Source organism: Nocardia sp. NBC_00508 (assembly GCF_036346875.1).
In the GTDB taxonomy this organism is placed as follows: domain Bacteria; phylum Actinomycetota; class Actinomycetes; order Mycobacteriales; family Mycobacteriaceae; genus Nocardia.
Window position 1 is genome coordinate 1,190,781 of sequence record NZ_CP107852.1, and the last position, 25,300, is coordinate 1,216,080.

General features: G+C 69.0%; 19 protein-coding genes and 1 pseudogene. 12 read left to right on the plus strand and 8 right to left on the minus strand.

Annotation, left to right across the window (positions count from 1 at the left end; translation table 11 throughout):
* Window positions 1-13: 13 nt before the first annotated feature.
* Entirely contained in the window at window positions 14-2,131 is a 2,118-nt protein-coding gene (gene glgX, locus OHA40_RS05245) for a glycogen debranching protein GlgX (protein WP_330231937.1), read from the plus strand.
* Between the two features lie 35 nt (window positions 2,132-2,166).
* Entirely contained in the window at window positions 2,167-4,575 is a 2,409-nt protein-coding gene (gene treY / locus OHA40_RS05250) for a malto-oligosyltrehalose synthase (protein WP_330234053.1), read from the plus strand.
* On the opposite strand, the gene OHA40_RS05255 is transcribed toward treY, so the two are convergent.
* The 3 genes from OHA40_RS05255 to OHA40_RS05265 form a co-directional block, all read right to left on the minus strand.
* Window positions 4,561-5,739: a DUF2235 domain-containing protein gene (locus tag OHA40_RS05255; RefSeq protein WP_330231938.1), complete on the minus strand. Its 1,179-nt coding sequence runs from the start codon at window positions 5,737-5,739 to the stop codon at window positions 4,561-4,563. The two genes, treY and OHA40_RS05255, sit on opposite strands and share 15 nt — an antisense overlap.
* Before the next feature lie 108 nt (window positions 5,740-5,847).
* Window positions 5,848-6,405 (minus strand): MspA family porin, encoded by a 558-nt coding sequence (locus OHA40_RS05260; protein WP_330231939.1) that lies wholly within the window; start codon window positions 6,403-6,405, stop codon window positions 5,848-5,850.
* Between the two features lie 153 nt (window positions 6,406-6,558).
* Window positions 6,559-6,792: a hypothetical protein gene (locus OHA40_RS05265; RefSeq protein WP_330231940.1), complete on the minus strand. Its 234-nt coding sequence runs from the start codon at window positions 6,790-6,792 to the stop codon at window positions 6,559-6,561.
* Window positions 6,793-6,877: 85 nt separating this feature from the next.
* On the opposite strand from OHA40_RS05265, the gene OHA40_RS05270 reads away from it, so the two are divergent.
* Both OHA40_RS05270 and ilvA read left to right on the plus strand, forming a co-directional pair.
* The gene (locus OHA40_RS05270) at window positions 6,878-7,312 is read left to right on the plus strand and encodes a nitroreductase family deazaflavin-dependent oxidoreductase (protein WP_330231941.1); all 435 of its coding nucleotides are present in this window, start codon (window positions 6,878-6,880) and stop codon (window positions 7,310-7,312) included.
* Window positions 7,313-7,386: 74 nt separating this feature from the next.
* Entirely contained in the window at window positions 7,387-8,742 is a 1,356-nt protein-coding gene (gene ilvA, locus OHA40_RS05275; protein WP_330231942.1) for a threonine ammonia-lyase IlvA, read from the plus strand.
* Window positions 8,743-9,092: 350 nt separating this feature from the next.
* Here the strand turns inward: ilvA and OHA40_RS05280 are convergent, their stop codons facing one another.
* Together OHA40_RS05280 and treZ are read right to left on the minus strand one after the other, a co-directional pair.
* Window positions 9,093-10,343: a serine hydrolase domain-containing protein gene (locus OHA40_RS05280; protein ID WP_330231943.1), complete on the minus strand. Its 1,251-nt coding sequence runs from the start codon at window positions 10,341-10,343 to the stop codon at window positions 9,093-9,095.
* A gap of 113 nt (window positions 10,344-10,456) precedes the next feature.
* Window positions 10,457-12,196, minus strand: a complete 1,740-nt coding sequence (gene treZ, locus OHA40_RS05285) for a malto-oligosyltrehalose trehalohydrolase (RefSeq protein WP_330231944.1) — start codon at window positions 12,194-12,196, stop codon at window positions 10,457-10,459.
* 325 nt (window positions 12,197-12,521) lie between these two features.
* On the opposite strand from treZ, the gene OHA40_RS05290 reads away from it, so the two are divergent.
* Window positions 12,522-13,139 carry a class I SAM-dependent methyltransferase gene (locus OHA40_RS05290; protein ID WP_330231945.1) on the plus strand — a complete coding sequence of 206 codons (618 nt, stop codon included), beginning with the start codon at window positions 12,522-12,524 and terminating at the stop codon, window positions 13,137-13,139.
* A gap of 210 nt (window positions 13,140-13,349) precedes the next feature.
* Here OHA40_RS05290 and OHA40_RS05295 read toward each other — a convergent pair whose 3' ends face one another.
* Both OHA40_RS05295 and OHA40_RS05300 read right to left on the minus strand, forming a co-directional pair.
* A complete protein-coding gene (locus tag OHA40_RS05295) occupies window positions 13,350-13,559 on the minus strand; it encodes a DUF397 domain-containing protein (protein ID WP_330231946.1) in 210 nt (69 codons plus the stop codon).
* Window positions 13,549-13,698: pseudogene (locus OHA40_RS05300) on the minus strand (DUF397 domain-containing protein); the annotation flags it as partial. The pseudogene OHA40_RS05300 and the gene OHA40_RS05295, both read right to left, overlap by 11 nt.
* Window positions 13,699-14,350: 652 nt before the next feature.
* Here OHA40_RS05300 and OHA40_RS05305 point away from each other — a divergent pair.
* Complete coding sequence (locus OHA40_RS05305; RefSeq protein ID WP_330231947.1) at window positions 14,351-14,923, plus strand: TetR/AcrR family transcriptional regulator; 573 nt, start codon at window positions 14,351-14,353, stop codon at window positions 14,921-14,923.
* Window positions 14,924-15,022: 99 nt separating this feature from the next.
* The gene (locus OHA40_RS05310; protein ID WP_330231948.1) at window positions 15,023-16,222 is read left to right on the plus strand and encodes a Cmx/CmrA family chloramphenicol efflux MFS transporter; all 1,200 of its coding nucleotides are present in this window, start codon (window positions 15,023-15,025) and stop codon (window positions 16,220-16,222) included.
* Between the two features lie 210 nt (window positions 16,223-16,432).
* Here the strand turns inward: OHA40_RS05310 and dnaE are convergent, their stop codons facing one another.
* Window positions 16,433-19,981: a DNA polymerase III subunit alpha gene (gene dnaE, locus OHA40_RS05315; protein ID WP_330231949.1), complete on the minus strand. Its 3,549-nt coding sequence runs from the start codon at window positions 19,979-19,981 to the stop codon at window positions 16,433-16,435.
* Window positions 19,982-20,300: 319 nt separating this feature from the next.
* Here dnaE and OHA40_RS05320 point away from each other — a divergent pair, with 319 nt between their 5' ends.
* The 5 genes from OHA40_RS05320 to OHA40_RS05340 all read left to right on the plus strand — a co-directional run bounded on the left by OHA40_RS05320 (window position 20,301) and on the right by OHA40_RS05340 (window position 25,166).
* Entirely contained in the window at window positions 20,301-20,738 is a 438-nt protein-coding gene (locus tag OHA40_RS05320; RefSeq protein WP_330231950.1) for a hypothetical protein, read from the plus strand.
* 104 nt (window positions 20,739-20,842) lie between these two features.
* Window positions 20,843-22,030, plus strand: a complete 1,188-nt coding sequence (locus OHA40_RS05325) for a sensor histidine kinase (RefSeq protein ID WP_330231951.1) — start codon at window positions 20,843-20,845, stop codon at window positions 22,028-22,030.
* A 187-nt stretch (window positions 22,031-22,217) separates the two neighbouring features.
* Window positions 22,218-23,000, plus strand: coding sequence for a LytR/AlgR family response regulator transcription factor (locus OHA40_RS05330; RefSeq protein ID WP_330231952.1), 783 nt, complete (start codon window positions 22,218-22,220; stop codon window positions 22,998-23,000).
* Window positions 22,997-23,362 (plus strand): hypothetical protein, encoded by a 366-nt coding sequence (locus tag OHA40_RS05335; protein ID WP_330231953.1) that lies wholly within the window; start codon window positions 22,997-22,999, stop codon window positions 23,360-23,362. The genes OHA40_RS05330 and OHA40_RS05335 overlap by 4 nt, the downstream gene beginning before the upstream one ends.
* A 55-nt stretch (window positions 23,363-23,417) precedes the next feature.
* On the plus strand, window positions 23,418-25,166 hold the full coding sequence (locus OHA40_RS05340) for a sodium/solute symporter (protein ID WP_330231954.1): 1,749 nt from the start codon (window positions 23,418-23,420) through the stop codon (window positions 25,164-25,166).
* The last annotated feature ends 134 nt before the right edge of the window (window positions 25,167-25,300 follow it).

A 25,300-nucleotide genomic window follows, 5' to 3' on the forward strand; every position in this document is an offset into this window, starting at 1 on the left:
TACTGTCGTTGCCATGGCTCAGCCCGACGCAGCGCCCAGCGACGCGACACCACTGGGTGTCTGGCCCGGCACCGCCTATCCCCTGGGCGCCACCTACGACGGAGCTGGTACCAATTTCTCGGTGTTCTCGGAGGTTGCCGACGCGGTCGAACTCTGCCTCATCGCCGGGGACGACGCCGAAACCCGGATCGCGCTCGACGAGGTCGACGGCTATGTCTGGCATGCCTACCTCCCCGCGGTGGAGCCCGGCCAGCGCTACGGATACCGGGTGCACGGGCCCTGCGACCCCGACCGCGGATTACGGTGCGATCCGAGCAAACTGCTGCTCGATCCGTACGGCAAGGCCTTCGACGGACACTTCGGCGATCACCCGTCGCTTTACACCTATGGGCTGGATTCGCTCGGCCACACCATGACCGGCGTGGTGATCAACCCGTACTTCGACTGGGGCGCCGACCGCGCGCCGCACCGGCCCTACCACGAGACGGTGATCTACGAGGCGCACGTCAAGGGCATGACGATGACGCATCCCGAGGTGCCCGAGGAATTGCGCGGCACCTACTCCGGCATCGCGCACCCTGCGGTCATCGACCATCTGAAGGGGTTGGGCGTCACCGCGATCGAGCTGATGCCGGTGCACCAGTTCCTGCACGATCGAGTGCTGCTGGACCAGGGGCTGCGGAACTACTGGGGTTACAACAGTTTCGGTTACCTGGCGCCGCACAACGAGTATGCGGCGATCGACCGCGCCGGTTCGGCGGTCACCGAGTTCAAGGCGATGGTGCGGGCGCTGCACGCCGAGGACATCGAGGTGATCCTCGACGTGGTCTACAACCACACCGCCGAGGGCAACCACCGCGGCCCGACGATCGGCTTCCGTGGCATCGACAACGCCGCCTACTATCGCCTGGTCGACGACGACCCGTCGCACTACATGGATTACACCGGCACCGGAAACAGTCTCAACGTGCGTCATCCGCACACCCTGCAGCTGATCATGGACTCGCTGCGCTATTGGATCCTGGACATGCACGTCGACGGATTCCGATTCGACCTGGCCGCGACGCTGGCGCGCGAACTGCACGACGTGGACCGGCTGTCGACGTTCTTCGATCTGGTGCAGCAGGACCCGGTGGTGAGCCAGGTCAAGCTCATCGCGGAGCCATGGGACGTGGGCGAGGGCGGCTACCAGGTCGGCAATTTTCCCGGCCTCTGGACGGAGTGGAACGGCAAATACCGGGACACCGTGCGCGACTACTGGCGCGGCCAAGCGGCGACGCTGGGCGAGTTCGCCTCTCGGCTCACCGGCTCCTCCGACCTGTACGAGGCCACCGGGCGCAGGCCCAGCGCGAGCATCAACTTCGTCACCGCGCACGACGGATTCACCTTGCGGGACCTGGTGTCCTACAACGAGAAACACAACGAGGCCAACGGCGAGGGCAACCGCGACGGCGAGAGCTGGAACCGGTCGTGGAACTGCGGCGTCGAAGGCCGGACCGACGATCCGGAGATCCTCGCCCTGCGCGACCGCCAGAGCCGCAACCTGCTGGCGACGCTGGTGCTCAGCCAGGGCGTGCCGATGCTCGCGCACGGCGACGAGATGGGCCGCACCCAGTACGGCAACAACAACGTGTACTGCCAGGACTCGCCGTTGGCGTGGATGGACTGGTCGCTGCGGGAAACGAATGCCGATCTGCTCGCGTTCACCCGCACCGTGATCGCGTTGCGCACCGAGCACCCCGTCTTCCGGCGCAGGCGGTTCCTCGCCGGGCCGCTGCGGCCGACCGGCCAGGCCCGCGAGATCGCGTGGCTCACCCCGTCGGGGGAGGAGATGACCGCGGCGGACTGGGACAGCGGATTCGGCAAGTCGCTGGCGGTCTTTCTCAACGGCGCGGGCATTCCCGAGTCGGGGCCACGCGGGGAGCGCATCACCGACGACTCGTTCCTCCTCTGCTTCAACGCCCACGACGAGGCCATCGACTTCGCGCTACCCGGCACCGACGACGACGCGGACTGGTCGGTGGCGTTGGACTGCTCGACCCCGACCGGCCTGGCCGACACCGGGTACGCCGGCGGCGCCACCGTTACCGTCGAAGCTCGCTGTCTGCTCGTCCTCCGCCAGGTTGCCTGACCCGAATGCCGATGAACGCACCCGATTCCACTGAGATGCACGTGACCGACCCGGTATCCCTGCGCCGCAAGCCCGCCCGCCCGACGACGATCCGCAGCGCCTACCGGCTACAGCTACGACCGGACGCGCTGACTTTCGCCGAAGCCCGCGCTATCGCGGAATACTTGCAGCAACTCGGCATTTCGCATCTCTACCTGTCGCCGATCCTGACCGCGGCGCACGGCTCCACGCACGGCTACGACGTCACCGACCCGACCACGGTCGCCGCGGCCCTCGGCGGGCCGACCGGCCTCAAGGCTCTCGCCGACGAAGTGCGCAGCCGCGGCATGGGCCTGATCGTCGACCTGGTGCCCAACCATGTCGGCGTCGCCGACCCGCGGCAGAACGCCTGGTGGTGGGACGTGCTGCGGAACGGCCAGGAGTCCAGGTTCGCGCAGTATTTCGACATCGACTGGAGCCCGGGCAACGGCGCGGGCGGGCGGCTGGCGCTGCCGGTGCTGCAGAGCGAGAACGACCCGGCCGCGTTGACCGTCGACCGCTCCGGCGCCGAACCCATGCTGGCGCTGCACGATCTGCGTTTCCCGATCGCGCCGGGCACCGACGGCGACAACGCGCTGCGCATCCACGACAAACAGCACTACCGTCTGGTGAGCTGGAAGGCCGGGTTGTGCACGTACCGGAGGTTCTTCGCGGTCAGCAGCCTGGCCGCGCTCCGACAGGAGAGCCCCGAGGTCTTCGACATCACCCACCGCGAGCTCGCCGCCTGGTGCGAGCACGATCTGATCGACGGCGTGCGGGTCGATCATCCGGACGGACTGTCCGACCCCGTCGGCTACCTCGCCCGGCTGCGCAGGCTCATCGGCCCGCACCGGCTGCTGCTGGTGGAGAAGATCCTGGCCAACCGCGAGCCACTGGACGAGACACTGCCGGTGGACGGCACCACCGGCTACGAGGCGCTGGCCGACTTCGGCGGCGTGCTGATCGATCCGCGGGGCGAACCGGCGCTCACCGAACTGTCGCGGCGCGTCGCCGGGCACGGCGGCGATCGCGCGTGGATCGGCGAGACCGAGCACCGGATCAAGCGCGCGGTCGCGGAAAGCATTCTGGCGCCGGAGGTCCGGCGGCTGGTCGCCGCGATCAAGCAGGACGCGAACGCCGAGAGCTTCGACACGATGGCCCTGACCAACGCCACCATCGAGGTGCTCGCGTTCATGCCGGTCTACCGGGCCGACTACGCGCCGCTGGCCGGGATGGTCGGCGCGGTGATCGCCGAGGTGGAGAAACGCAACAGCGAGCTCACCGCCCCGCTTGCGGTGCTGGTCGCGGCGCTGGCCGCCGACTCGGGCGCGGCGGTGCGCTTCAGCCAGGTGTGCGGGGCGGTGACCGCCAAGGCAGTCGAGGACACCATGTTCTATCAGGCCGGGCGGTTGGTCTCGTTGCAGGAGGTGGGCGGCAACCCGGCCCGGTTCGGCCACTCGCTCAACGAGTTCCACCTGTCCAACAGTCAACGCGCGCAGCGCTGGCCCGCGACCTTGACGACGTTGTCCACGCACGACACCAAACGCGGGGAGGACGTGCGCGCCCGCATCGGCGTGCTGTCCCAGGCCGCGGAGCCCTGGGCGCGCGGTGTCGAATCCTGGCTGGAGACCACGCCGGCCCCGGACGGCGCGACCGCGCTGTTCCTGCTGCAGAACATGTTCGGCGTGTGGCCTGCGGACGGCCGGCCCGCCGCGTCGGTGCCGGGCCTGCGCGAACGCCTGCACGTCTTCGCCGAGAAGGCGATCAGGGAGGCGAACAGCAAGACCTCCTGGGAGGAGCCGGACGCCGATTTCGAGGCCGCCGTGCACACCTGGCTGGACGCGGTGATCGACGGGCCGGTCGGCTCGGAGCTCGGTGACCTGGTGCACGAGCTGGCTCCGCACGCCTGGTCGGACTCGTTGGCGCAGAAGCTGCTGCAGCTGTGCGGCCCCGGCATCCCGGATATCTACCAGGGCTGCGAGCTGTGGGAGGACTCCCTCGTCGATCCGGACAACCGTCGTCCGGTCGATTTCGCCGCCCGCGCGGGCATGCTGCAATCACTCACCGGCACACCGGCATTGGACACCACCGGCGCGGCGAAGATGTGGATCGTCGCCTACGCGCTGTGGCTGCGCCGCGAGCGTCCCGACTGCTTCGTCGGCGGCAGCTACCGTCCGCTGTTCGCCACCGGCGACCACGCGAGCAAGGTGGTGTCCTACGCGCGCGGCCGCACGGGCGAAGCACCCGAGGTGATCGTCGCCGCCACCCGCCACAGCGTCGGCCTGGCCGAAAGCGGGTGGGGCGACACGTTCCTCGACCTTCCCTCGGGCAACTGGACCGACCGGCTGACCGGTCACACGTTCCAGGGGCGAGCCCGGCTGGAGAAGGTGTTCGCCCGGCTGCCGGTCGCGCTACTGGTGCGCTGAGCGTTCGGGCGTCGACGCGGCAGTCACCGCGTCGACCTTCTCGAAGATCTGTTCCGGGAACACGCCGCCGAGCTCCCCGCGCCACCGCTGCAGGTTGGTGGGCTGGTAGTCCAGCGCGTCCTGGGTGCTGGAGGCCAGCCGGACGCCCTGATCGGTCGGCATGGACATCCGGCGCCAGGAATCCCAGTGGAAGCGGCGGCTGCGCGGGCGGCGAAGCGTGCGGACCACATTCAGGATGCGGTAGCCGATGCCGAGCGAGTCGTGCAGCCGCATGTGGTCCCCGCCCGCGGCCCGACAGCGTTTCGACAGCTCCGCCAGTCGGTCCCGGTCGAAGGCCAGACCGACCGATTCCGCCTCGCTGACCATCCACTGCAAGGTGGCGTCGGACAGGCCGCATTCGGCGTAGCCGCCGCCGATATCGCTGTGCACGCCCGGAAACCACACCTGTTTGACCCGCTCGAACCCGCGACGGTACTTCACGGTCGGTTCGACCGGCACCTCCCAGACCGACGGCTCGAAGTTGCGCCGCCGCTCGTCGATGGCCAGGGCTTGGCGCGCGCAGTACACGTGTCGCGAGAGCTTGACGTCGTGGAACCGGTGCCGCAGCGAAGTCAACCCTGGTACGCCCAATGCGCCGACGGTGTCGAACACGCCGAGGAAGTCGATCTTGGCCTTCCTGCAGTACTTCCGGCGAAAGTCCTTCCACTCGGCGGGTTCCGGCGGATCCGGGTTCTCCGGGGTCTTCCCGGGCGGCCGCTGCCGATACATCCGCAGCGCGTCCGGGTACTTGCCGTTGATCATTGCTTCCGGGGTCATGATGCCGATACGGCTGATCAGGCCGGCCAAACTGCGGGCGGTGAAGGCGCCGCGGCTGAAGCCGAAAATGTATATCTCGTCGCCCTTTTCCCAGTTCAGGGCTAGATGCCAGTATGCGGACGAGAGGTTCGCCTCGAGCCCGAGCCCGAAGGCCCCGCCCATCAGGCGGTCGGAGAGAAATCCGCGGGCGCCGGGGCCGGACACATAGGTAACCCATTGCTGGATCGTCTCCCCCGCGGGCCCCGGCGCGTCGAACCGTACCGTCTGGGCGATCTTGATGATATTGGATACCGTGCTGCTCGACTCGGCCTTCCAGGTGCCGTCGCAACACACAACCAGGCGCTTCATGGGCCCCATCCTCCCGCTGGCAACGTCCCCGTGACTCGCGTATTCGACTACTCGAATTCATCGCGGGCCCTACGGGAGAACGTTAACGGACGAGGCCGTATCCGCGAGTCAGAGCCAGCCGGGATCCCCGAAAACCGCGCCGGAGTCGTCCAACTCGGGCGTCTCGAGATCGACGTAGGCGTACTGGCGCAGCGTCACCGGGCCGCTGCACGCGTTGACCCGGAGGTGGAAGTCGCGCATGACGATCTGGACGAGCTTGCCGGGGATCAACTCCTTCTCCCGGATCGGCACCTCGACGACCTCACCGGGGGCGAGGTCGAGGACGGCGACCGGTCCGATGTTGAGAAATGCTTGTGGCGCGATGACGATCTCGGGCTGAAAACCTATGGTGCCGCTGCCGATACTCACGGCGCAGCCGACGTGATAACCGATCCGGAGCTTGCCCGCGGCGTCGCCTTCCAGCCGGGCGTAGGCGGTGCCGCTGACGAAAGCCTCTCTCGTCGTTCCCATCATGTTCAGCGGTGGGATGCGATTGATCGTCTCGTCCCGGCTTCCGACCATGAAGATCATTCCGTTCGGCGAGGTGAATTGCTTTTCGTGCGCCGGCAGGCTGATGATCTCCGCCTCCCCCGACGGGGCGAACGCGACCGAAGGCACAACGGCCACGACCGCTCCAGCTGCTACGAGCAGCGCTCTCATGACATTCGACGGCATAGGCGACGACTGTAGTAGCAGATAGCTATTACAGTGACGCGCGACACGTCGAGGAATTGATCGATTTGTGATCTCCGGCGATCGCCACACCCCGCAGGTGTGCGACTACGACGCTTTGCCGGCCGACGAGTCGCGGCGGCCGGCCGCCAGCCCGACGAGCCATCGCGTCGTACCCACCGCGGCCGCGGCCAGCACCGCGATTTGCAGCGATCCGGTGATCACCGCCAGCGCCAGGCAGGTCACCAGCCCGACGACGACCGCGTCGAGCTTGTATACCGGCCACGCGCTACCGGCGATGTCGACCGTCGCGCCGCGTGCCGGAGGGTGCACCACTGCCATGTCCTCAGGGTAGTCGGAAATCAAAGTTCGGGCGAGCGAACTTTGTCGTGGGAACACATCGAATCACTACCGCGTTGCCGCAGACATGCCATTGACAGGTGAATACGAACCGAGCACATCCGGCTGGGCCCGTGAGCAAGCCGAGAGCTACGAGGGCTCCGCCGGCACCAAGGCTACGACGCTGCAGGGCAAGCCCGTCGTCTTGCTGACCAGCAAGGGCGCCAAGACCGGCAAGCTGCGCAAGACCCCGCTGATGCGGGTGGAGCACGACGGCGAATACGCCGTGGTCGCCTCGCTGGGCGGCGCGCCCAAGCACCCGGTCTGGTACCACAACATCAAGGCCGAACCGCACGTCGAGCTGCGCGACGGCGAGGTCAGCAAGGACTACACCGCGCGCGAGGTCTTCGGCGACGAGAAGGCGCTGTGGTGGGAGCGCGCGGTCGCGGTGTGGCCGGACTACGCGAACTATCAGACCAAAACCGACCGCCAGATCCCCGTCTTCGTCCTCACCCCCAGGTAGCCCGGGGCAGGTGGAAACCGTGTGACCGCCACCCGCCGCAGCCCGCCGCTGCGGCAGGTGGCAGCATATTTCGGGTGTCCAATCCGCTCGAGGTCCTCGATGCACTGTCCGCTACTCGTCCCGCGCTCACCGCGGACGAGATCGATGCTGCCGCCAAGCGAATTGCCGACGTCATCGATCCGACCCCGCTGCAGCGCAGCGAGCGGCTCTCGAAGCTGACCGGGGCGAACGTCTACCTCAAGCGCGAAGACCTCGGCGCGGTCCGCTCCTACAAGCTGCGTGGCGCCTACAACCTCGTCATCCAGCTGACCGAGGACGAGCGCGCCGCGGGTGTGGTCGCGGCCAGCGCGGGCAACCACGCGCAGGGTGTCGCGTTCGCCTGCCAGACGATGGGGATCACCGGCCGCATCTACGTGCCGACCACGACGCCGAAGCAGAAGCGCGATCGCATCCGGGCGCACGGCGGCGAGTCCGTCGAGCTGATCGCCGTCGGCGAGACCTACGACGCGGCCGCCGCGGCCGCCGCCGACGACGTCGCGCGCACCGGCGCGACCATGGTGCCGCCCTTCGACGACGCGCGCACCGCAGCCGGTCAGGGCACCATCGCCGCGGAGATCCTGGACCAGCTCGGCGCCTCCCCCGACCTGGTGATCGTGCCGGTGGGCGGCGGCGGCTGCCTCGCCGGTATCGGCACCTACCTGCGCGCGCGTTCCCCGCGCACCGGCATCCTCGGCGTGGAGCCCGCGGGCGCGGCGTCGATGACCGCCGCGCTGGTGGCGGGCGCCCCGGTGACGTTGCCGGAGATCGATCCGTTCGTGGACGGCGCCGCGGTGCGCCGGGTCGGCGCGGTACCGTTCGCCGCGGTGTCCGGCTTCGGCGGGCGGGTGGTCTCGCACGCCTCGCTGCCGCTGTTGACCACCACCGAATCCCCCAGAGGCGCAGGCGCTTTCCAGATGATGCAGGTGGACGAGGGCGCGATCTGCACGACCATGCTCGACCTGTACCAGAACGAGGGCATCATCGCCGAACCAGCGGGCGCGCTCACCGTGACGGCGCTGACGGAGATCACCGTGCAGCCGCACTCGACGGTGGTGTGCCTGGTATCCGGAGGCAACAACGACGTCTCCCGCTACGGCGAGATCATCGAGCGCTCGCTCGTGCATCGCGGCCTCAAGCACTACTTCCTGGTCGACTTCCCGCAGGAACCCGGCGCGCTGCGCCGCTTCCTCAACGAGGTGCTCGGCCCCGACGACGACATCACGCTGTTCGAGTACGTCAAGCGCAACAACCGCGAGACGGGCGCGGCGCTGGTCGGCATCGAACTCGGCGCGCCGGACGGCCTCGGGCCGCTGCTGGAACGCATGCGGCACTCCCCGATCCAGTGCGAGCGCCTGGAGCCGGACACGCCCGCCTACCGCTACCTGACCTGACCGGCCGGACCGGTCCCGCCGCACCGGCCCGGACGATCCTGCCCCGGCCGGTCCCGCTACGTGATACGCCCGCGCCGATGCGCCCCGGCGGTCTGGCCACACCGAACGGCCATGTCGATCCGATCATGCCGACCCGCCACCACCGGTTCAGCCAGGCCCATCGGCCACGTCGATCGGACGATCCCGGTCCGATCGCGCCCGTTCGGCCACGTCGATCCAGCCGCGCCGATCCCGCAGCCGTGCCGCCCCCGCCTATCGACCACGCCGGTCCAGCCGCGCCGATCCGGCTACGTCGATTCGCCACCGCCGGTTCAGCCACGTCGATGGGCTAGATCCTTGCCCGTCGGGCGTCAGGCCGCCTTCGGCGTCTCCGTCACCGGCACCCGGCGGCGTGTCGCGCGTAGGCAGTTCAGCATGAGCGGCAGCAGCCAGAAGGCCGCCGACTGGTCGTAGTGCAGCTGGGCGGCGGAGAGCCGGTTGTGCACGAACCCGACCGACAGACCCAGCCGCGGTTCGGCCCAGCCGAACGAGCCACCGAGACCGATGTGCCCGAACCCGGCGTGCGCGCCCGGCATTGGCAGCGAGTGGTAGCCGAGCCGCCACAGCATCGGCGCATAGAACAGCGCGCGGTCGGGTTGGTAGGTCTCGATGCGGCGCAGCGCCTTCATGGTATGGCCGCCGAGGTACCTGCGGCCGGCCAGGACACCGTCGTTGGCGAGCGCGCCGTACATCGTGGCCAGCGCGGGTGCGGTGCACACGCCGTTGCCCGCGCCCAGCTCGGTGTCCAGGATCGGCGGATGCGGGCCCTCCAGGATGGCTTCCAGACCGGGCAGGAACAGGCAGCGCGTCGCGGCGCCGAGCGCGCCGGGAATCCGATGGCTGCGGCCGAGGACCGCCGCGCCGAGCGGCTTTCCGGCCATACTCAGCTGGGTGCCCGCCAGTGGCGCATAGCTGATCGCCGCGTCCGCGGGCGGCCGGCCCAAGTGCAGGCCATCGTCGATGCCGAGCGGCTCGGCGACCTCGGTGCGGAACAGCTCGGCCAGGCTGGTGCCGGTGATCGCGCGGGCCAGGCCCGCGACCAACCAGCCGAAGGTCAGGGCGTGGTAGGTGGGAACGCCGAGCAGCCGGTCCGGCTTCGCCGCGGCAAGGCGCTGCTCCATCAGCCGATGATCCAGCACGTCGGCCAAGCCGGTGGCGATAGGAGCCAGGGCGGACAGTCCCGCTCGGTGCGTCATCAGCTGCCGGACGGTGATCTTGTGCTTGCCGTTGGCCCGGAACTCCCGCCAGTACTCGGCGACGGGGGCGGAATAGTCGAGCAATCCACGGTCGGCGAGGCGGTGCACGACCGTGGCGGAGATTCCCTTGGTGGCGGAAAAGATGATTGTGCCGGTGTCTCTGGCCCAGGGAGCGTCACCACCGGAGCCGATCCAGATGTCCAGCAGCGGCTCGCCATACCGGTGCAGCGTGAACGCCGCGCCTGCACCTCGGCGGTTGCCGAATGCCCGCGCAAAAGCACGCACGAACGGTGCGAATTCGGCGGCAGCGCTGCCGCCCATTCCCGGGGGAAGAACCGCAAGGTCCCCGGAAGCGACGTTGCTCATTCCTCCACGGTAATGGCGTGGATCACATCCGGCAAAGCCCCTGTCTCGGACAGTTGTGCGTACGTTATTTAACAAATGCCCAGAAAGGGGCCGGTACTTGGCCTTCCGGGGGCTCATCGCGGGCCCGGCGGCGCCGTTTCCAGCAAGGCGAACGAGTGACCGGGAACGGTTGTCGCGGAAGGGCCTACGGTCGGAGGTTCCCAGTACTGCAGCGGGAGACCGACGACCGGCACGGCGGCCTGGTCCTCGCCCAGATTGCACACCAGGGCCAGCGTGCCGCGATGGACGACGATCCAGCGCGCGACCTCGTCGTAATCTGCCGAAACGTGGGTGAGCCAGGGGTCGCTGAGCTCCGCCCGTTCCCGGCGCACCGCGAGCAGGGCGCGGTAGCAGGACAGCAGCCGGGCGTGGCGCGGTTCTTCCCGTTCGGCCCAGTCCAGCTTCGAGCGCTGGAAGGTCCGCGGATCCTGCGGATCGGGCACCTCGTCGGTGGTCCAGCCGTGCTCGGCGAACTCGTCCTTGCGTCCGGCCGCGGTCGCGGCGGCGATCACCGGATCGGTATGCGAGGTGAAGAACTGGAACGGCGTGCGGGCGCCCCACTCCTCGCCCATGAACAGCATCGGGGTGAACGGCCCGCACAGCACCAGAGCTGCTTTGATGGCCAACTGGCCGTCGGTCAAGTAAGCGCTCGGCCGATCGCCCAGGGCTCGGTTGCCGATCTGGTCGTGATCGCAGGTGTAGGCAAGCAGCGCGCTGCCGGGGATCAGGCTCGGGTCGATCGGACGGCCGTGGATGCGGCGACGGAAGCTGGAATACGTTGCGGCATGGAAGAACCCGTGTGTGAGGGTCTGGGCCAAGCAGCGCAGCGAGCCGAAGTCGGCGTAGTAGCCCTGCCGCTCGCCGGATACGGCGGTGTGCACGGCGTGGTGCAGGTCGTCGTTCCACTGTGCGGTCAGCCCGTAACCACCGGCCGCGCGCGGGGTGATCACTTTCGGGTCGTTCAGATCGCTCTCCGCGATCAGCGTCAGCGGCCTGCGTACGTGGGCGGCGAGGCGTTCGGTGGCGACGGCGAGTTCGGCGAGCAGGTGGGTGGCGGTGCGGTCGACCAGGGCGTGCACCGCGTCCAGGCGCAGCGCGTCGAGGTGGAAATCACGCAGCCAGCGCAGCGCGTTGTCGATGACGTGCCTGCGCACGTGATCGGACTGCGGGCCGTCCAGGTTGAGGCTCTGGCCCCAGGTGTTGCGGCCCTCCGTGAGATAGGGCGCGAAGCGGGGCAAATAGTTGCCGGACGGGCCGAGGTGGTTGTAGACCACGTCCAGGCAGACCGCCAGCCCGCGGGCATGGCACGCGTTCACGAACCGCTGCAGTCCGTCGGGGCCGCCGTAGCTCTCCTGCACCGCGTACCAGAGCACACCGTCGTAACCCCAGTTGTGCGTGCCGTCGAAGGCGTTCACCGGCATCAGCTCGACCACGGTGACGCCCAGCTCGACCAGGTGGTCGAGCCGCTCGATCGCGGCGTCGAAGGTGCCCGCCGCGGTGAAGGTCCCGATGTGCAGTTCGTAGTAGACCGCCCCGGCCGGCGGCCGCCCGGTCCAGTCCGCGTCGGTCCACAGCGCCGGATCGAGGGCATGCAGCGCCGAGCGGGCGTGCACCCCGTCCGGCTGGCGCGGCGAGCGTGGGTCGGGCAGCACGGCCGGGTCGTCGTCCAGCAGGAACCCGTACCTGGCCCCGCTCGCGGCGGGCACGTCGGCACGCCACCATCCGTCCGGCGACCGCGTCATCGAGTGGACCACGCCGTCCAGGTCCAGCCACACCGACTCCGGCCGCGGCGCCCACACCTCGAACACCGTCACCGCGCCAGCATCCCATGAGCGTGACCCGGCCGCCGGGTACGAACACCCGGTCCGACAGCGCGAATGCTTCGCGGGCTGCACGCCTGGCAAATCACGCACCCGGCGGCATCTCGGCCTCGTACTCCTGCCGTACGGCGACGCCGCCATTTCAGCGACGTGAGAACGCCACCACCCAGTTCGGCGGCGCGAAAGCAGCACTATGCGGCCCCGTCGGCGGACCGGCGTGTTCACCGGACCGAGACCGCCGCCCGCCCCGGGGCTCCAGCAGCCCGACAGCGTCCGCATACCTCTGGTCTGGGCTCGCGATCCCTGCGAGAGTGGGGGTGTGGGCATCTATGGCGAGCAGGTCGTCCCGCGGATCGTGAACGTCGCCTGCGGGATGCGGGTCAACAAACCGCTGCGTGAGCGCGTGTGCGCCGGGTTGCACGGACGGGTCGTGGAGATCGGGTTCGGCTCGGGGCTCAACGTGCCGTTCTATCCTGCGGCGGTGGAGTCGGTCAGCGCGGTGGAACCCGCCGATCTCGGGTGGCGGCTGGCGAGCAAGCGGATCGCCGCGACTACAGTGCCGATCGAGCGCTCGGGGCTGGATGGGCAAGCCCTCCCCTTCGCGGACAACACCTTCGACTGCGCATTGTCGACCTGGACGATGTGCACCATTCCCGACATCGCGACCGCGCTGGCCGAGGTGCGGCGGGTGCTGGCGCCCGGTGGAACCTTGCATTTCGTCGAGCACGGGCTCGCACCAGACCATAAGGTGCAGGTTTGGCAGAACCGGCTGAACCCCGTACAGAAAAGGCTGTTCGGCGGCTGCCACCTGAACCGCGACATCCGCTCCCTGCTGACAACCGCCGGTTTCGAGATCCGCGAGGCCGAGTCGTGCTACGGCGAAGGCGCCCCCCGCTTCGAGGCCGCCCAGACGCTCGGCGTCGCGGTCTCACCGTGATGGCTGAACGACAAACCACGGTTCCGGGTACCGGCGATCTCCCCGGTACCGGGAGGGCGACATACGGCGGCGATGAAGGCGTCACCCGCACTCCAGTTGGCCGGTGGTGCGGCTGGACGGCACGGTCGGCCGATTGCGCCAACGGCCCTGTCCCGGAGTTGCGCCGCAGCCGGGTGCAGGGCGCCGTCGTGGTCGGGTGGGAGTCCGGGGTCAGGCCCCTCGGCTGAACTCCGCGTCACGGACGCCTGCGGTGAAGGCGTCCCACTCGTCCGGTGCGAAGATCAATGCCGGGCCGGTCGGGTTCTTCGAATCGCGGACACCGACATGCCCAGCCTCGAGCCAGGCGACCTCGACGCACTCGTTCGCTGGACCGCTACGTGATGACTTGAACCACTGTGCGCCGGTTAGGTCAATGGTCACCGTTCGTATCTCGCTGCCAGCGATCGAATTCGCCATCCTTCAGTCCGGCAGTGAACGTTGCCCACTCGCCCGGTGCGAAGATCAACGCCGGGCCGGTCGGGTTCTTCGAATCGCGGACACCGACGTGCCCGGCGTCGAGCCAGGCGACTTCGACGCAAGCCTCCTTGCCAGTGCTTCGGCTCGATTTGAACCACTGCGCGCCGGATAGACTACGTCTGGACCGGCCCGGCCTCTGGGTGGATGGCCGACTTCATCGGACTATCCGTTTCGGCCCTTCGAATGCTGTGTGCGTGCAGCACCATAACCGCATGGTCCGACAAGACGGAAGCCTCACCGTCGCCCAGGCTCGTGTCCTACGGGCGCTGAGCTGCGGAGGGATGCTCACAGAACAGCGGATGTGGTGTGGCACTGCTCGGTGTCGGGTGCGTGTGGCCCACCAACCAGCCGCGCCGCCGAGCACCCGCACGCAGGCCCGCCCGTACGCAGTGCCGTTTGCGCCCGATCCAGTGGCCGGAAGCGTGGACATGCGATACACCCGCCCAGCCGTTCCCGCTCGCCGAAGCACACCGCGCGATGCAGTTGCACCGCGATCACGACTGCGCCCGCAAACGCGCCGCGTTCGCCGCACTGGTCGCTGCTGGACGCATGACGCCCGATTCAGCACGACAACACCGGCCGTGGAGGAGTTCCTCATGAATCTGCGTCGAGATCCGCTACGCCGAGTCGTGCTGTGGCGCGGACGCTCTCACCATATTGGAACGATCTGTTCAAAACTGTGTTAGCGTGTACCCATGGCACGGCCCAGGTTGTTCGACGAAGACCGCGCGGTGGACGCGGCGATGCGGGCGTTCTGGCGCACGGGGTACGAGGCCACCTCCACCGAGGACCTCTGCGCCGCGACCGGACTGGCCCGCAGCAGCATCTACAACACGTTCACCAGCAAGCGCGATCTGTTCCAGCGCGCCCTGCGCCGCTACATGGCGACCAAGAACGCCGAGACGTTCGAACTCCTCGACCGCCAGGGCGACCTACTGCCGAAGATCCGCGCACTGTTGTGGAAGATCGTCGAGGCACCGGAAGACGACCCACTGGGCTGCCTGGTGCTCAACTCGACAATCGAACTGGCCCCGCGCGACGCCGAGGTGGCCGCGATCCTGCGGGCCGACTTCCAACAGCGACGCGATGCACTCTCCGAGGCTTTCGACAATGCCAGGCGCGCAGGCGAGATCGCACCGGACAAGGACCCACGGGCACTGGCCCATTTCGTGATCGCCACGATCAGTGGCATGCGGCTGGCCGCCCGAGGTGGCGCGGACCGGGAGACACTGGCCGCCATCGCCACTACCGCACTCGGCGCACTCTGAACACCGCCGCGTAGCAACCCGCCCTCTTCTCACCCAGCGGCAGCGTCGCCGCGCCCTCATTTTGGATAGATCAGTACAAAATTTATGTAGGAGGTACCGATGCCCGTGGCGATCTACGTCTTGGGTCTCTCGATCTTCACCCAGGGAACCTCGGAGTTGATGCTCGCGGGTCTGCTCACCGAGATAGCCGGGGACCTGAGCGTCTCCGTGCCGCGTGCGGGACTGCTCATCTCGGCGTTCGCGCTGGGCATGCTGGTGGGCGCACCAGTGCTTGCGGTCGCGACACTACGCTGGTCGCGGCGCACAGCGCTGCTGGCCTTTCTCGCCGTGTTCGTCGCCACTCACGTCGTGGGCGCGCTGACCTCGGACTACTGGGTGCTGTTCGCGACAAGGGCGATCGGCGCGTTCGTTTACGCCGGGTTCTGGGCGGTGGCGGCGACCACCGCGGTCGGGCTGGTCCCGGCCACCGCACGCGGCAAGGCGATGAGCATTGTCGCGGGCGGGCTGACTGTGGCCACCATCATCGGGCTTCCCGCAGGCACCGTCATCGGACAACAGCTGGGCTGGCGCGCGGCGTTCTGGGCGGTCGCGCTGCTGTGCGCGGCCGCCATGCTCGGCGTGCTGGCGAAGATCCCCGGCGGAGCTCCGGCTGCTGTGCCGCGGATGCGCACTGAGCTACGCACCATGATGCGACCGCCGCTCTGGCTGTCCTACGGCACCACCGCGCTCGCCATCGGCGCGCTGCTGGTGAGCTTCGCCTACCTCGGCGCGCTGCTGTCGGACACCACGCGACTGGCCGAGGGCTGGATTCCCGTGGTGCTGGCGATCTACGGGTTCGGGGCCTTGCTCGGCATCGTCGTCGGCGGCCGGACCGCCGACGCTCATCCGCTGACCAGCCTGTACATCGGCCTCGCGGGGGTGGTGCTCACCTCGGCACTGCTCGCCCTGACCGCCGAGTACGTCGTTCCGGTCGTGCTGCTGTCATTCCTGTTGGGCGCCTTCGGTTTCGGCATCAACCCAACGCTCAACAGCCGCGTCTTCACCCTCGCGGGCGATGCGCCGACCCTCGCCGCCGCCACCAACATTTCCGCGTTCAACGTCGGCATCACCGCGGGACCCTGGCTCGGCGGCCTCGCCATCGGCGCGGGCCTGGGCTACGCCGCAGTGGCCTGGATCGGCGCGGCACTCGGAGTCGCCGCACTCGGCACTGTGGCGGGGAGCCATGTCCTGCAGCGCAACCAGGCGGCGAAGGACTCGGTCGCGACGCCGGATCTCATGTCGGCCGACGTGGGCCGGTAGTCCGTCGGAGGAACGCTCGGGCCCGACCGACGGAACAGAAGCTCCAACCAGCGGGCGGGCCGAGGTCGCGTTCGGTCCGGGTTCAGGCGGTGACGCAGCCCTGGGCCGAGTTCGGCATCGCTTACTTCACCAAGTGCCCATCCGTCTGAGCGAGTCACGCGCCGCGGCTGAATATGCCCGAGGGAGCCACCAGACGATCCGAACCTGAGGTCAGCCGGCCAGGCAGCTCGGGCCCAGCAGTGCCTTCAGGTCGCCCATCAGCGCTGACGACGGCGAAACACGCAGACGGTCGTCCAGTTTCCACAGCGTGGTCTTGTCTCGGGCGCCGACATGGCGGACATGGACATCCGAGGTGCCGGGGTGCCTGGACAAGACCCGCTTGAGTTCGCCGATCTTGTCCGGCGTGCACATCCGGGTGGTGATGGTGACCGAGAGCGGCTTGGCCACGCCGACGGCGGACAGGTCGGGCACGGCGAGATCGTTGGCGATCAACGAGATCCGGTCGTCGCGGACCGAGACACGCGCCTTCACCAGCACCACGGCGTCCTCGACGACGTCCATGCCGTAGACCGAATACGACTGCGGGAAGAACAGCACCTCGATACCACCGGTGAGGTCTTCCAGCTGCGCCGACGCCCAGGCCAGACCGTTCTTGTTGATGCGCCGGTTCACCGAGGCCAGGATGCCGCCGACGGTCACCTGCGTGCCGTCCTTGATATCCCCTTCCAGGATCGCCGGGATCTGCGTATCCGCTTGCGCCGCAAGGACATGCTCGACGCCGTTGAGCGGATGCCCGGACACGTACAGCCCGAGCATCTCCCGCTCCAGAGCGAGGCGGTGTTTGCCCTCCCACTCCTCCTCGGGCACCTTGACGTTGAACACCGAAGTCACCGACTCGTCCGCGTCCAAGCCGCCGAACAGGTCGAATTGCCCGATCGCCTCGGCCTTCTTGGTGGCCATCACGGCGTCGATCGCGTCGGAATGGATCAGCATCAGGCCCTTGCGCGGGTGACCGAGGGAGTCGAATCCGCCTGCCTTGACGAGTGATTCGGTGACCTTCTTGCTCGCCGCGATCGCGTCGATCTTGTTCAGGTAGTCGGAGAAGTCGGTGAACTTCGATTTCTCCTTGCGCGCCTGGATGATCGAGGCCACCACGTTCGCGCCGACGTTGCGCACCGCGCCCAGACCGAAGCGGATGTCCTTGCCGACGGAGGCAAAGTTCTGCTCGGACTCGTTGACGTCCGGCGGAAGCACCGTGATGCCGAGACGGCGGCAGTCTGCGAGGTAGACCGCGGCCTTGTCCTTGTCGTCGCCGACGGAGGTGAGCAGGCCCGCCATGTACTCGGCCGGATAGTTGGCCTTGAGATAGGCGGTCCAGAACGAGACCAGGCCGTAGCCCGCGGCGTGCGACTTGTTGAACGCGTAGCCGGCGAACGGAAGGATGGTGTCCCACAGCGCCTTCACCGCGCCCTCGGAGAACCCGTTCGCGGTCATGCCCTCGTGGAAGCCCTTGTACTCGGCTTCGAGGACTTCGAGCTTCTTCTTACCCATCGCCTTGCGGAGCGCGTCGGCCTTGCCCATCGAGTAGGAGGCGACCTTCTGCGCGATGAACATGATCTGCTCTTGGTAGACGATCAGACCGTAGGTCTCGGCGAGGATCTCTTTGAGCGGTTCTTCCAACTCGGGATGGATGGGCTTGATCGGCTGCCGCCCGTTCTTGCGGTCGGCGTAATCGTTGTGCGCGTTCATGCCCATCGGGCCGGGACGGTAGAGCGCGAGCACAGCGACGATGTCGTTGAAGCCGGTGGGCTGCATGCGGCGCAGCAGGTCGCGCATGGGCCCGCCGTCGAGTTGGAAGACGCCCAGAGTGTCGCCGCGGGAAAGCAATTCGTAGGTCGCCGGATCGTCCAGCGGCAGGTTGTCCATGTCCAGGTCGATGCCGCGGTTGGCCTGGATGTTGTCCAGCGCGTCACCGATCACGGTGAGGTTGCGCAGGCCGAGGAAGTCCATCTTCAGCAGGCCGATGGCCTCACAGGACGGGTAGTCCCAGCCGGTGATGATCGCCCCGTCCTGGGGCCTCCGCCACACCGGGATGGCGTCCATCAGCGGCTCGGAGGACATGATCACCGCGCAGGCGTGCACGCCCGCGTTGCGGATCAGGCCCTCGAGCCCGCGCGCGGTCTCGTAGATCTTGGCGACGTCCGGGTTGCTGCCGATGAGCTCGCGGACCTCGGCGGCCTCCTTGTACCGCTCGTGGTCGGGGTCCATGATGCCCGACAGCGGGATGTCCTTGGCCATGATCGGCGGCGGCAGCGCCTTGGAGATCTGGTCGGCGATGGCGAAGCCGGGCTGGCCGAACTGGACGCGCGCGGAGTCCTTGATCGCGGCCTTGGTCTTGATGGTGCCGAAGGTGATCACCTGGGCGACCCGGTCGCTGCCCCACTTCTCGGTGGCGTAGCGAACCATCTCGCCGCGGCGGCGATCGTCGAAGTCGATATCGATATCCGGCGCGGACGGGCGCTCCGGGTTGAGGAACCGCTCGAACAGCAGGCCGTGCGGCAGCGGATCGATGTTGGTGATGCCGAGCGCGTAGGCCACCAGTGAACCGGCCGCCGAACCACGGCCGGGCCCGACCCGGATGCCGACTTCCCGCGCGTGCGACACGAGGTCGCCGACGACGAGGAAGTAGGCCGGGAAACCCTTCTGCTTGATGACGTCGAGTTCGAAGTAGGCGCGGGTGTAGTACTCCTCGGGCACGCCACCGGGGAACCGGCGCGCCAGGCCCCGGTCGACCTCCTTGCGCAGCCAGGAGTCCTGGTCCTCGCCCTCGGGCACCGGGAACACCGGCATGCGGTCCTTGAAGGCCCACACGTCGTCGTAGGACTGGACGCGCTCGCCGATCAGCACCGTGCTGTCGCACGCGCCGGGCACCTCGGCCTCCCAGAGCGCGCGCATCTCCGCGGCGGACTTCAGGTAGTAGCCGTCACCGTCGAACTTGAACCGGGTGGGATCGGACAGCGTCTTGCCGGTCTGCACACACAGCAGCGCCTCGTGGTTGGCGGACTGATCCTTGGTGACGTAGTGGCAGTCGTTCGTGGCCAATGGCCGAATGCCCAGTTGCTTGCCGACATTCAGCAATCCCTCGCGAACCCGGCGCTCGATGGACAACCCGTGGTCCATCACCTCGAGGAAGAAGTTGTCCTTGCCGAAGATCTCCTGCCATTTGGCCGCCGCCTCCAGCGCCTCGCGGTCGTGGCCGAGGCGCAGGCGGGTCTGCACCTCACCGGAGGGGCAGCCGGTCGTCGCGATGATGCCTTCGGCGTACTGGGCGATGATCTCCGCGTCCATGCGCGCCCACTTGCCGAGCTGGCCCTCGATGGAGGCCAGCGAGGACAGCGTGAACAGGTTGCGCAGACCGGTCGCGTTCTCGGCGACCATGGTCATGTGCGTGTAGGCGCCCGAGCCGGAGACGTCGTCGCCCTTCTGGCTCGGATCGCCCCACAGCACGCGCTTGGTGTCGAACCGGGAGGCGGGCGCGATATAGGCCTCGATGCCGATGATCGGCTTGATGTCGTGTTTCTTGGCGGAGTTGTAGAACTCCGACGCCCCGTACATGTTGCCGTGGTCGGTCATCCCGACCGCGTTCATCCCCAGCCGTTTCGCCTCGGCGAACAGGGGCGAGATCTTGGCCGCACCATCGAGCATGGAGTACTCGGTGTGGTTGTGCAGATGAACGAACGATCCGGACGAGTCGGCCAAGACAGTCCTTCCTCCCAAAGTCGCGACGGGGGTTGGCTGGACCGATTCTAGGGGTCACCACCGACGGGTTTTCCACGGCGCGCTGGCGTCTCGCCGGTGCCCGGCGTGTCGCTCAGAAGGACTACCGGCGCGTCCTGGCAACTCGTCGTGGAATGGCCGATTTCCGCGAGTGTCGCGGCGGGCAGAATGCCGGAACTCACACATCGCTGTCGCACCACGGCGATACTCTCGCCCTTCCTCCCCACGACGCAGCCGGGCGTATCGGGGACGGACGCATGACATGACGGACACGGATGTTCCCGGACCTGTGGAGGTGTCGATGAATTCGACGACAGCGCTGTTGGCCGTTTCCGCCGCGGCGGCGACCCTGGTCGCGACGGCCGCACCCGCCGCGGCGGCTCCGGCCGTCGAGTTCGCTACCGTCTACACCCTCGCGGTGGGACCGTGCGCAGGTCAGGTGCAGATGTCGGTCAACGGCAACGCCTACCCCAACCACGCGGCGTTCACCGTGAGCTCCACGCTGCTCGGCGCCGGGCCGTGCACCCTGCCGGTCACGCTGAACTGGCGCAACGTGGCCAGCGGCCAGACGGGCGCGTTCCAGGTGATCGCACACGGGCCCGGCTACTGGGGCAACAGCGGGCACTCAGCTCTGTTCGCACCCGGCATCGGCCAGTTCACCGCGACGGTCACCATCGGCGCCCCGCACTTTCCGGAGCCGGGCACGGTCGAGTTCACAGTGCCGCAGTACCAGGGCTGATCCACCGCGCAGCGCGGTCCGCGGACTGATCCCGACCGCCGCGACCCGCGCGAAGCCGGGCGCGGCGATAATCGGCCGATGAGTTCCCCGCGCCGATGCCCGCCATGACCACCGCACTCGCCGTCCTGGCCGCGGCGGCACTGATCGCAGGTGCGCTCCTGATCTGGTCGCGCACCCGCAGGGTGGTGACCACCCCCGCCGAGCGAGCGGTGCATTCGGCGCTGCACACCGCATCGCTGGCGGCGGTCCCGCTGCGGCGCGGGCTGACCGAGCGGTCCGCGCGGGAGGCGGCGCCGCACCTGCGGGCGCTCATCGGCGCCGAGGCGCTGGCGCTGGCCGATCCCGACGGCACGTTGTTGGCCTGGGAGGGACCGCACGCCGAACTGGCCGGATGCTTCACCGAGGCCGCGGAGCGCGCCGTCGCGGGCGAGCGCCCGGTGCTGGTCGCCCGGCCCGGGCGCGGCGAACACGCCGCGCGCACCCTGATCGCGCAGCCGCTGCTGATCGAATCCACCGGCGTGGCCGGGGTACTGGGCATGGTGAGCACCGGACAGCCGGGGCCCGGCCGGCTCGGCGCGGTCGCCGAGGTGGCCCGCTATGCCTGTGGCCAGCTGGAATTGGCCGAACTGGACGCGTCGCGGGCCCGGTTGGACCGCGCCGAGGTGCGCGCGCTGCGGGCCCAGATCAGCCCGCACTTCATCTACAACGCGCTGAACACGATCGCCTCGTTCGTCCGCACCGACCCGGCACGGGCACGCGAGCTCATCCTCGAGTTCGCCGACTTCACCAGGTATTCCTTCCGTGCAGCGGGCGAATTCACGGTGCTGGCCGACGAACTGCGCAATATCGAGCGGTACCTCGCGCTCGAGCGGGCCCGCTTCGGCGACGCGCTGCAGGTCCGGCTGCGCATCGCACCCGAGGTGCTCGGCGTGGTCCTGCCCTTCCTCGCGTTGCAGCCGCTGGTGGAGAACGCGGTGCGGCACGGGTTGGCGGGCACCGCGCTCGGCGGCACCGTCAGCATCGTCGCCACCGACGCGGGCACCGACTGCCTGATCAGCGTCGAGGACGACGGCGTCGGGATGGATCCGGACCTGCTGCGCTCCGGCGCGCTCGACGCCGTCGACACCGGGGCGGGCTCCGGCGAGTCCGCGCACATCGGACTGGCCAACGTGGACGACCGGTTGCGCGCGGCCTTCGGCGACGACTACGGCCTGGTCGTGGACACCGCGCCCGGCGCGGGCACGAAGGTCAGCTTGCGCGTCCCGAAGTTCCGCGCGGGTATCCAGGCGTGAGGAGGGGCGCCGCCGGGCACCCGCCAGCGACGGCCGTCCTCGAGTGCTGTCGCAGCGTGGTGCTCTGCCCTCGATGCTGCGCCTCACCAGCTTCGGCCCAACCCCAGCATGCGCGGAGCCGGGCCGGTGACAGCGCAGCCGGTATCCGCCCGCGCCCGGTTGAGCGGCCCCTTACGATGGAGCGGTTGTGACCCGCGTTACCGGCAAGTCGGCGGGCGCGCTGCGCGTGCTCGCCGTGGACGATGAGAAACCCGCTCTGGACGAGCTGGTGTATCTGCTGCGCGCGCGGACCGAGATCGGCGAGATCCACGCGGCGGGCGACGCCACCAGCGCGCTGCGGATGCTGCGGGCGCACCCGGTCGACGCGGTGTTCCTGGACATCAACATGCCCGGCCTGGACGGGATGGAACTGGCCGGAATCCTCTCGGAGTTCGCCAACCCACCTGCCGTGGTCTTCGTCACCGCGCACGACGACCGGGCGATCGCGGCATTCGACCTGGGCGCGGTGGACTATCTGCTCAAGCCACTGCGCGAAGCGCGGCTGGCCGAGGCGGTGCGGCGGATCACCGCGACACACCAGCCCGCCGCCGAGCCGCGCACCGATCCCAGCGAGGTCATCCCCGTGGAGCTGGGCGGGGTGACCACGCTGGTGCCGCGAGCGAGCGTCAGCTGGGTGGAGGCGGACGGGGACTATGCGCGGCTGCACACCAGCGGCGGATCACACTTGGTGCGGATTCCATTGTCGGCGTTGGAATCTCGCTGGCAGGATGCGGGATTCCTCCGGGTGCACCGGTCGTATCTGGTCGCGTTGCGGCTGGTCACCGGGCTGCGGACGGTGGGCACCGGGACCGTGGTGTGCCTGCGCGCCGAGGGCGAGGCGCGGGCGGTCGAACTGCCGGTCAGCCGCAGGCAGGTGCGCGAGCTGAAGCACCGGCTGGTGCACCGGCACCGGCACCGGGGCGCCCTGTGACCGGGCCGCAGCGTCCGGTGCGCGAGCGCGTCGTGCTCTCCCAGCGGCGTGGCGCCCGGCGGGTGCGCACGCGGGTGGAAGTGGCCGAACAGACCGAGTTCGGCGAGGCGCTCATCGGCGGTCTGATCCGCGCGCAGCTCGGGCTGGCGCTGCGGTTGGGTCTGGTGGCAATCGCCGGATTGTGCGCCCTGCCCGTGCTGTTCCGGACCGGGCCGATCGGATCGACGGAAGTGCTGGGGATTCGGTTGCCGTGGCTGCTGCTCGGCGGCGCGGTGTACCCGCTGCTGTTCCTGATCGGCCGGATCTACGTGCGGCTGGCCGAACGCAACGAACAGGATTTCCTCGAGCTGGCCGAGGATTGATGATGCACGGCGCTGCGCCACAAGCCGGACTCCCTCGCTCGCCCCGGAGTGCGCCGTGATCGCGGGGTCCGCGCTGACCGTGGCCGCGCTGATTCTCGCGGCGCTGGCCACCGTCGCGATCGGTGCGTACGGCGTGCGCCTCGCCCGCACCACCTCGGACTTCCTGGTCGCCTCGCGCAGCGTCGGACCGCGCTGGAACGCGGCCGCCATCTCCGGCGAATATCTCTCGGCCGCTTCGTTTCTCGGCGTCGCCGGATTGATCGCGAAGTACGGGGCGGACGCGCTGTGGTATCCGGTGGGCTTCACCGCGGGGTACCTCGCGCTGCTGTTGTTCGTTGCCGCCCCGCTGCGTCGCTCCGGCGCGTACACGGTGCCCGACTTCGCCGAATTCCGGCTCGGCTCCGTGCGTTTGCGCAGGCTGGCGGCCATCGTCGTGGTACTCATCTGCGGGGTGTATCTGATCCCCCAGTTCCAGGGCGCGGGCTTGACGCTGCGCCTGCTGCTCGGCGTGCCGGACTGGGTGGGCGCGGTGGCGGTGGGCGCGATCGTGATCGCCAACGTGGTCGGCGGCGGGATGCGCTCGATCACCCTGGTCCAGGCGTTCCAGTACTGGTTGAAGCTGACCGCCGTGGCGATCCCGGCGCTGGTGCTGCTCGGGCACTTCCTCGCCGACGAGCGCGAGCTGGGCAAGCCCGCGCCGCCGGTGGTGGCCGAACGCACCACGGTCGACGTGACCAGCGACGTGCTGGTGCGGGTCGCCGCGCCCCAGCAGGTTTCGATCACCGGCACACTCGACGACCACGTGGTGGACGGTGCGGTTCCGCTGACGCCGGGCACCCATGAGCTGGCCGCGGGCACGCAACTGGTGCTCGAGGCGGGCGCCGCGGTGCCGGTCGTCGCGGGCGCTCCCGCGGACGGGGCGGGCTGGCTGACGCCGGGCGGCGGTCTGGGCGGGCCGCACCCGGCCTATCAGGTCTACTCCCTGATCCTGGCGACCTTTCTCGGCACCATGGGTCTGCCGCACGTGCTGGTGCGCTTCTACACCAACCCCGACGGGCGGGCGGCGCGCGCGACAGCGCTCGCGGTGATCGGCCTGGTCGGACTGTTCTACCTGTTCCCGGTGCTGCTCGGCGTTTTCGCGCGCCTGTACGTCCCGCAACTGCTGATCACCGGAACATCCGATGCCGCGGTCGTCCTGCTGCCCGCGGCAGTGGTCGCCGGACTGCCAGGGCAGTTGCTCGCGGCGCTGGCCGCGGCGGGCGCGATCGCCGCATTCCTTTCCACCTCGTCGGGCCTGCTGGTGAGCATCGCGGGTGTGCTCAGCACCGACATGCTGCGCGGACGGATCCGCGATTTCCGCGCGGCGGCCGTCGCCGCAGGCGCGGTGCCGCTGGCTCTGTCGCTGACCGTCGCGTCGCTGGATCTGTCCCGCACCGTGGGTTTGGCGTTCGCCGTGGCCGCGTCCACCCTGTGCCCGCTCCTGGTGCTGGGGATCTGGTGGCGCGGGCTCACCGCGGCGGGCGCGGCGGCCGGCCTCGTGGCGGGTGGTCTCACGGCAGGCGGGGCGACGGTCGTCTCGGTCACCGGCGGGTTCTCCGGCGAGGTGGCGGATGGCTGGCCCGCGGCACTGCTCGGCTATCCCGCGGCGATCAGCGTGCCGTTGGCGTTCGCCACCATGGTGCTGGTCAGCGCGTTCACCCGCGGGCTCGGTGGCAGAGCGGTCGGCCGGATCTTCGTCCGGATGCACGCGCCGGAACGCCTGGGCATGGGCGCGGATCGCGAGCGAAGTCTGCGCTCCGACTGACCCGCCGGGCCGGTCCGGCGCCACAGGGAAAGGGTTGGGCGGTAACCGTTCGTCGCGGCGCATCGACCGCTCACCGCAGAATCGGCCACCTTCATGGAGTGACCCACGCCACAGCCTACAGGCCACCCCGATGC

Bases quoted from the DNA above. Each gene is read 5' to 3' on its own strand.
- OHA40_RS05310 (WP_330231948.1), top strand. From the start codon at position 15,023: ATGCCCGTGGCGATCTACGTCTTGGGTCTCTCGATCTTCACCCAGGGA.
- OHA40_RS05265 (WP_330231940.1), bottom strand. From the start codon at position 6,792: ATGGCAGTGGTGCACCCTCCGGCACGCGGCGCGACGGTCGACATCGCC.
- OHA40_RS05270 (WP_330231941.1), top strand. From the start codon at position 6,878: ATGCCATTGACAGGTGAATACGAACCGAGCACATCCGGCTGGGCCCGT.
- OHA40_RS05325 (WP_330231951.1), top strand. From the start codon at position 20,843: ATGACCACCGCACTCGCCGTCCTGGCCGCGGCGGCACTGATCGCAGGT.
- glgX (WP_330231937.1), top strand. From the start codon at position 14: ATGGCTCAGCCCGACGCAGCGCCCAGCGACGCGACACCACTGGGTGTC.
- OHA40_RS05305 (WP_330231947.1), top strand. From the start codon at position 14,351: ATGGCACGGCCCAGGTTGTTCGACGAAGACCGCGCGGTGGACGCGGCG.
- OHA40_RS05280 (WP_330231943.1), bottom strand. From the start codon at position 10,343: ATGAGCAACGTCGCTTCCGGGGACCTTGCGGTTCTTCCCCCGGGAATG.
- OHA40_RS05255 (WP_330231938.1), bottom strand. From the start codon at position 5,739: ATGAAGCGCCTGGTTGTGTGTTGCGACGGCACCTGGAAGGCCGAGTCG.
- OHA40_RS05320 (WP_330231950.1), top strand. From the start codon at position 20,301: ATGAATTCGACGACAGCGCTGTTGGCCGTTTCCGCCGCGGCGGCGACC.
- treY (WP_330234053.1), top strand. From the start codon at position 2,167: ATGCACGTGACCGACCCGGTATCCCTGCGCCGCAAGCCCGCCCGCCCG.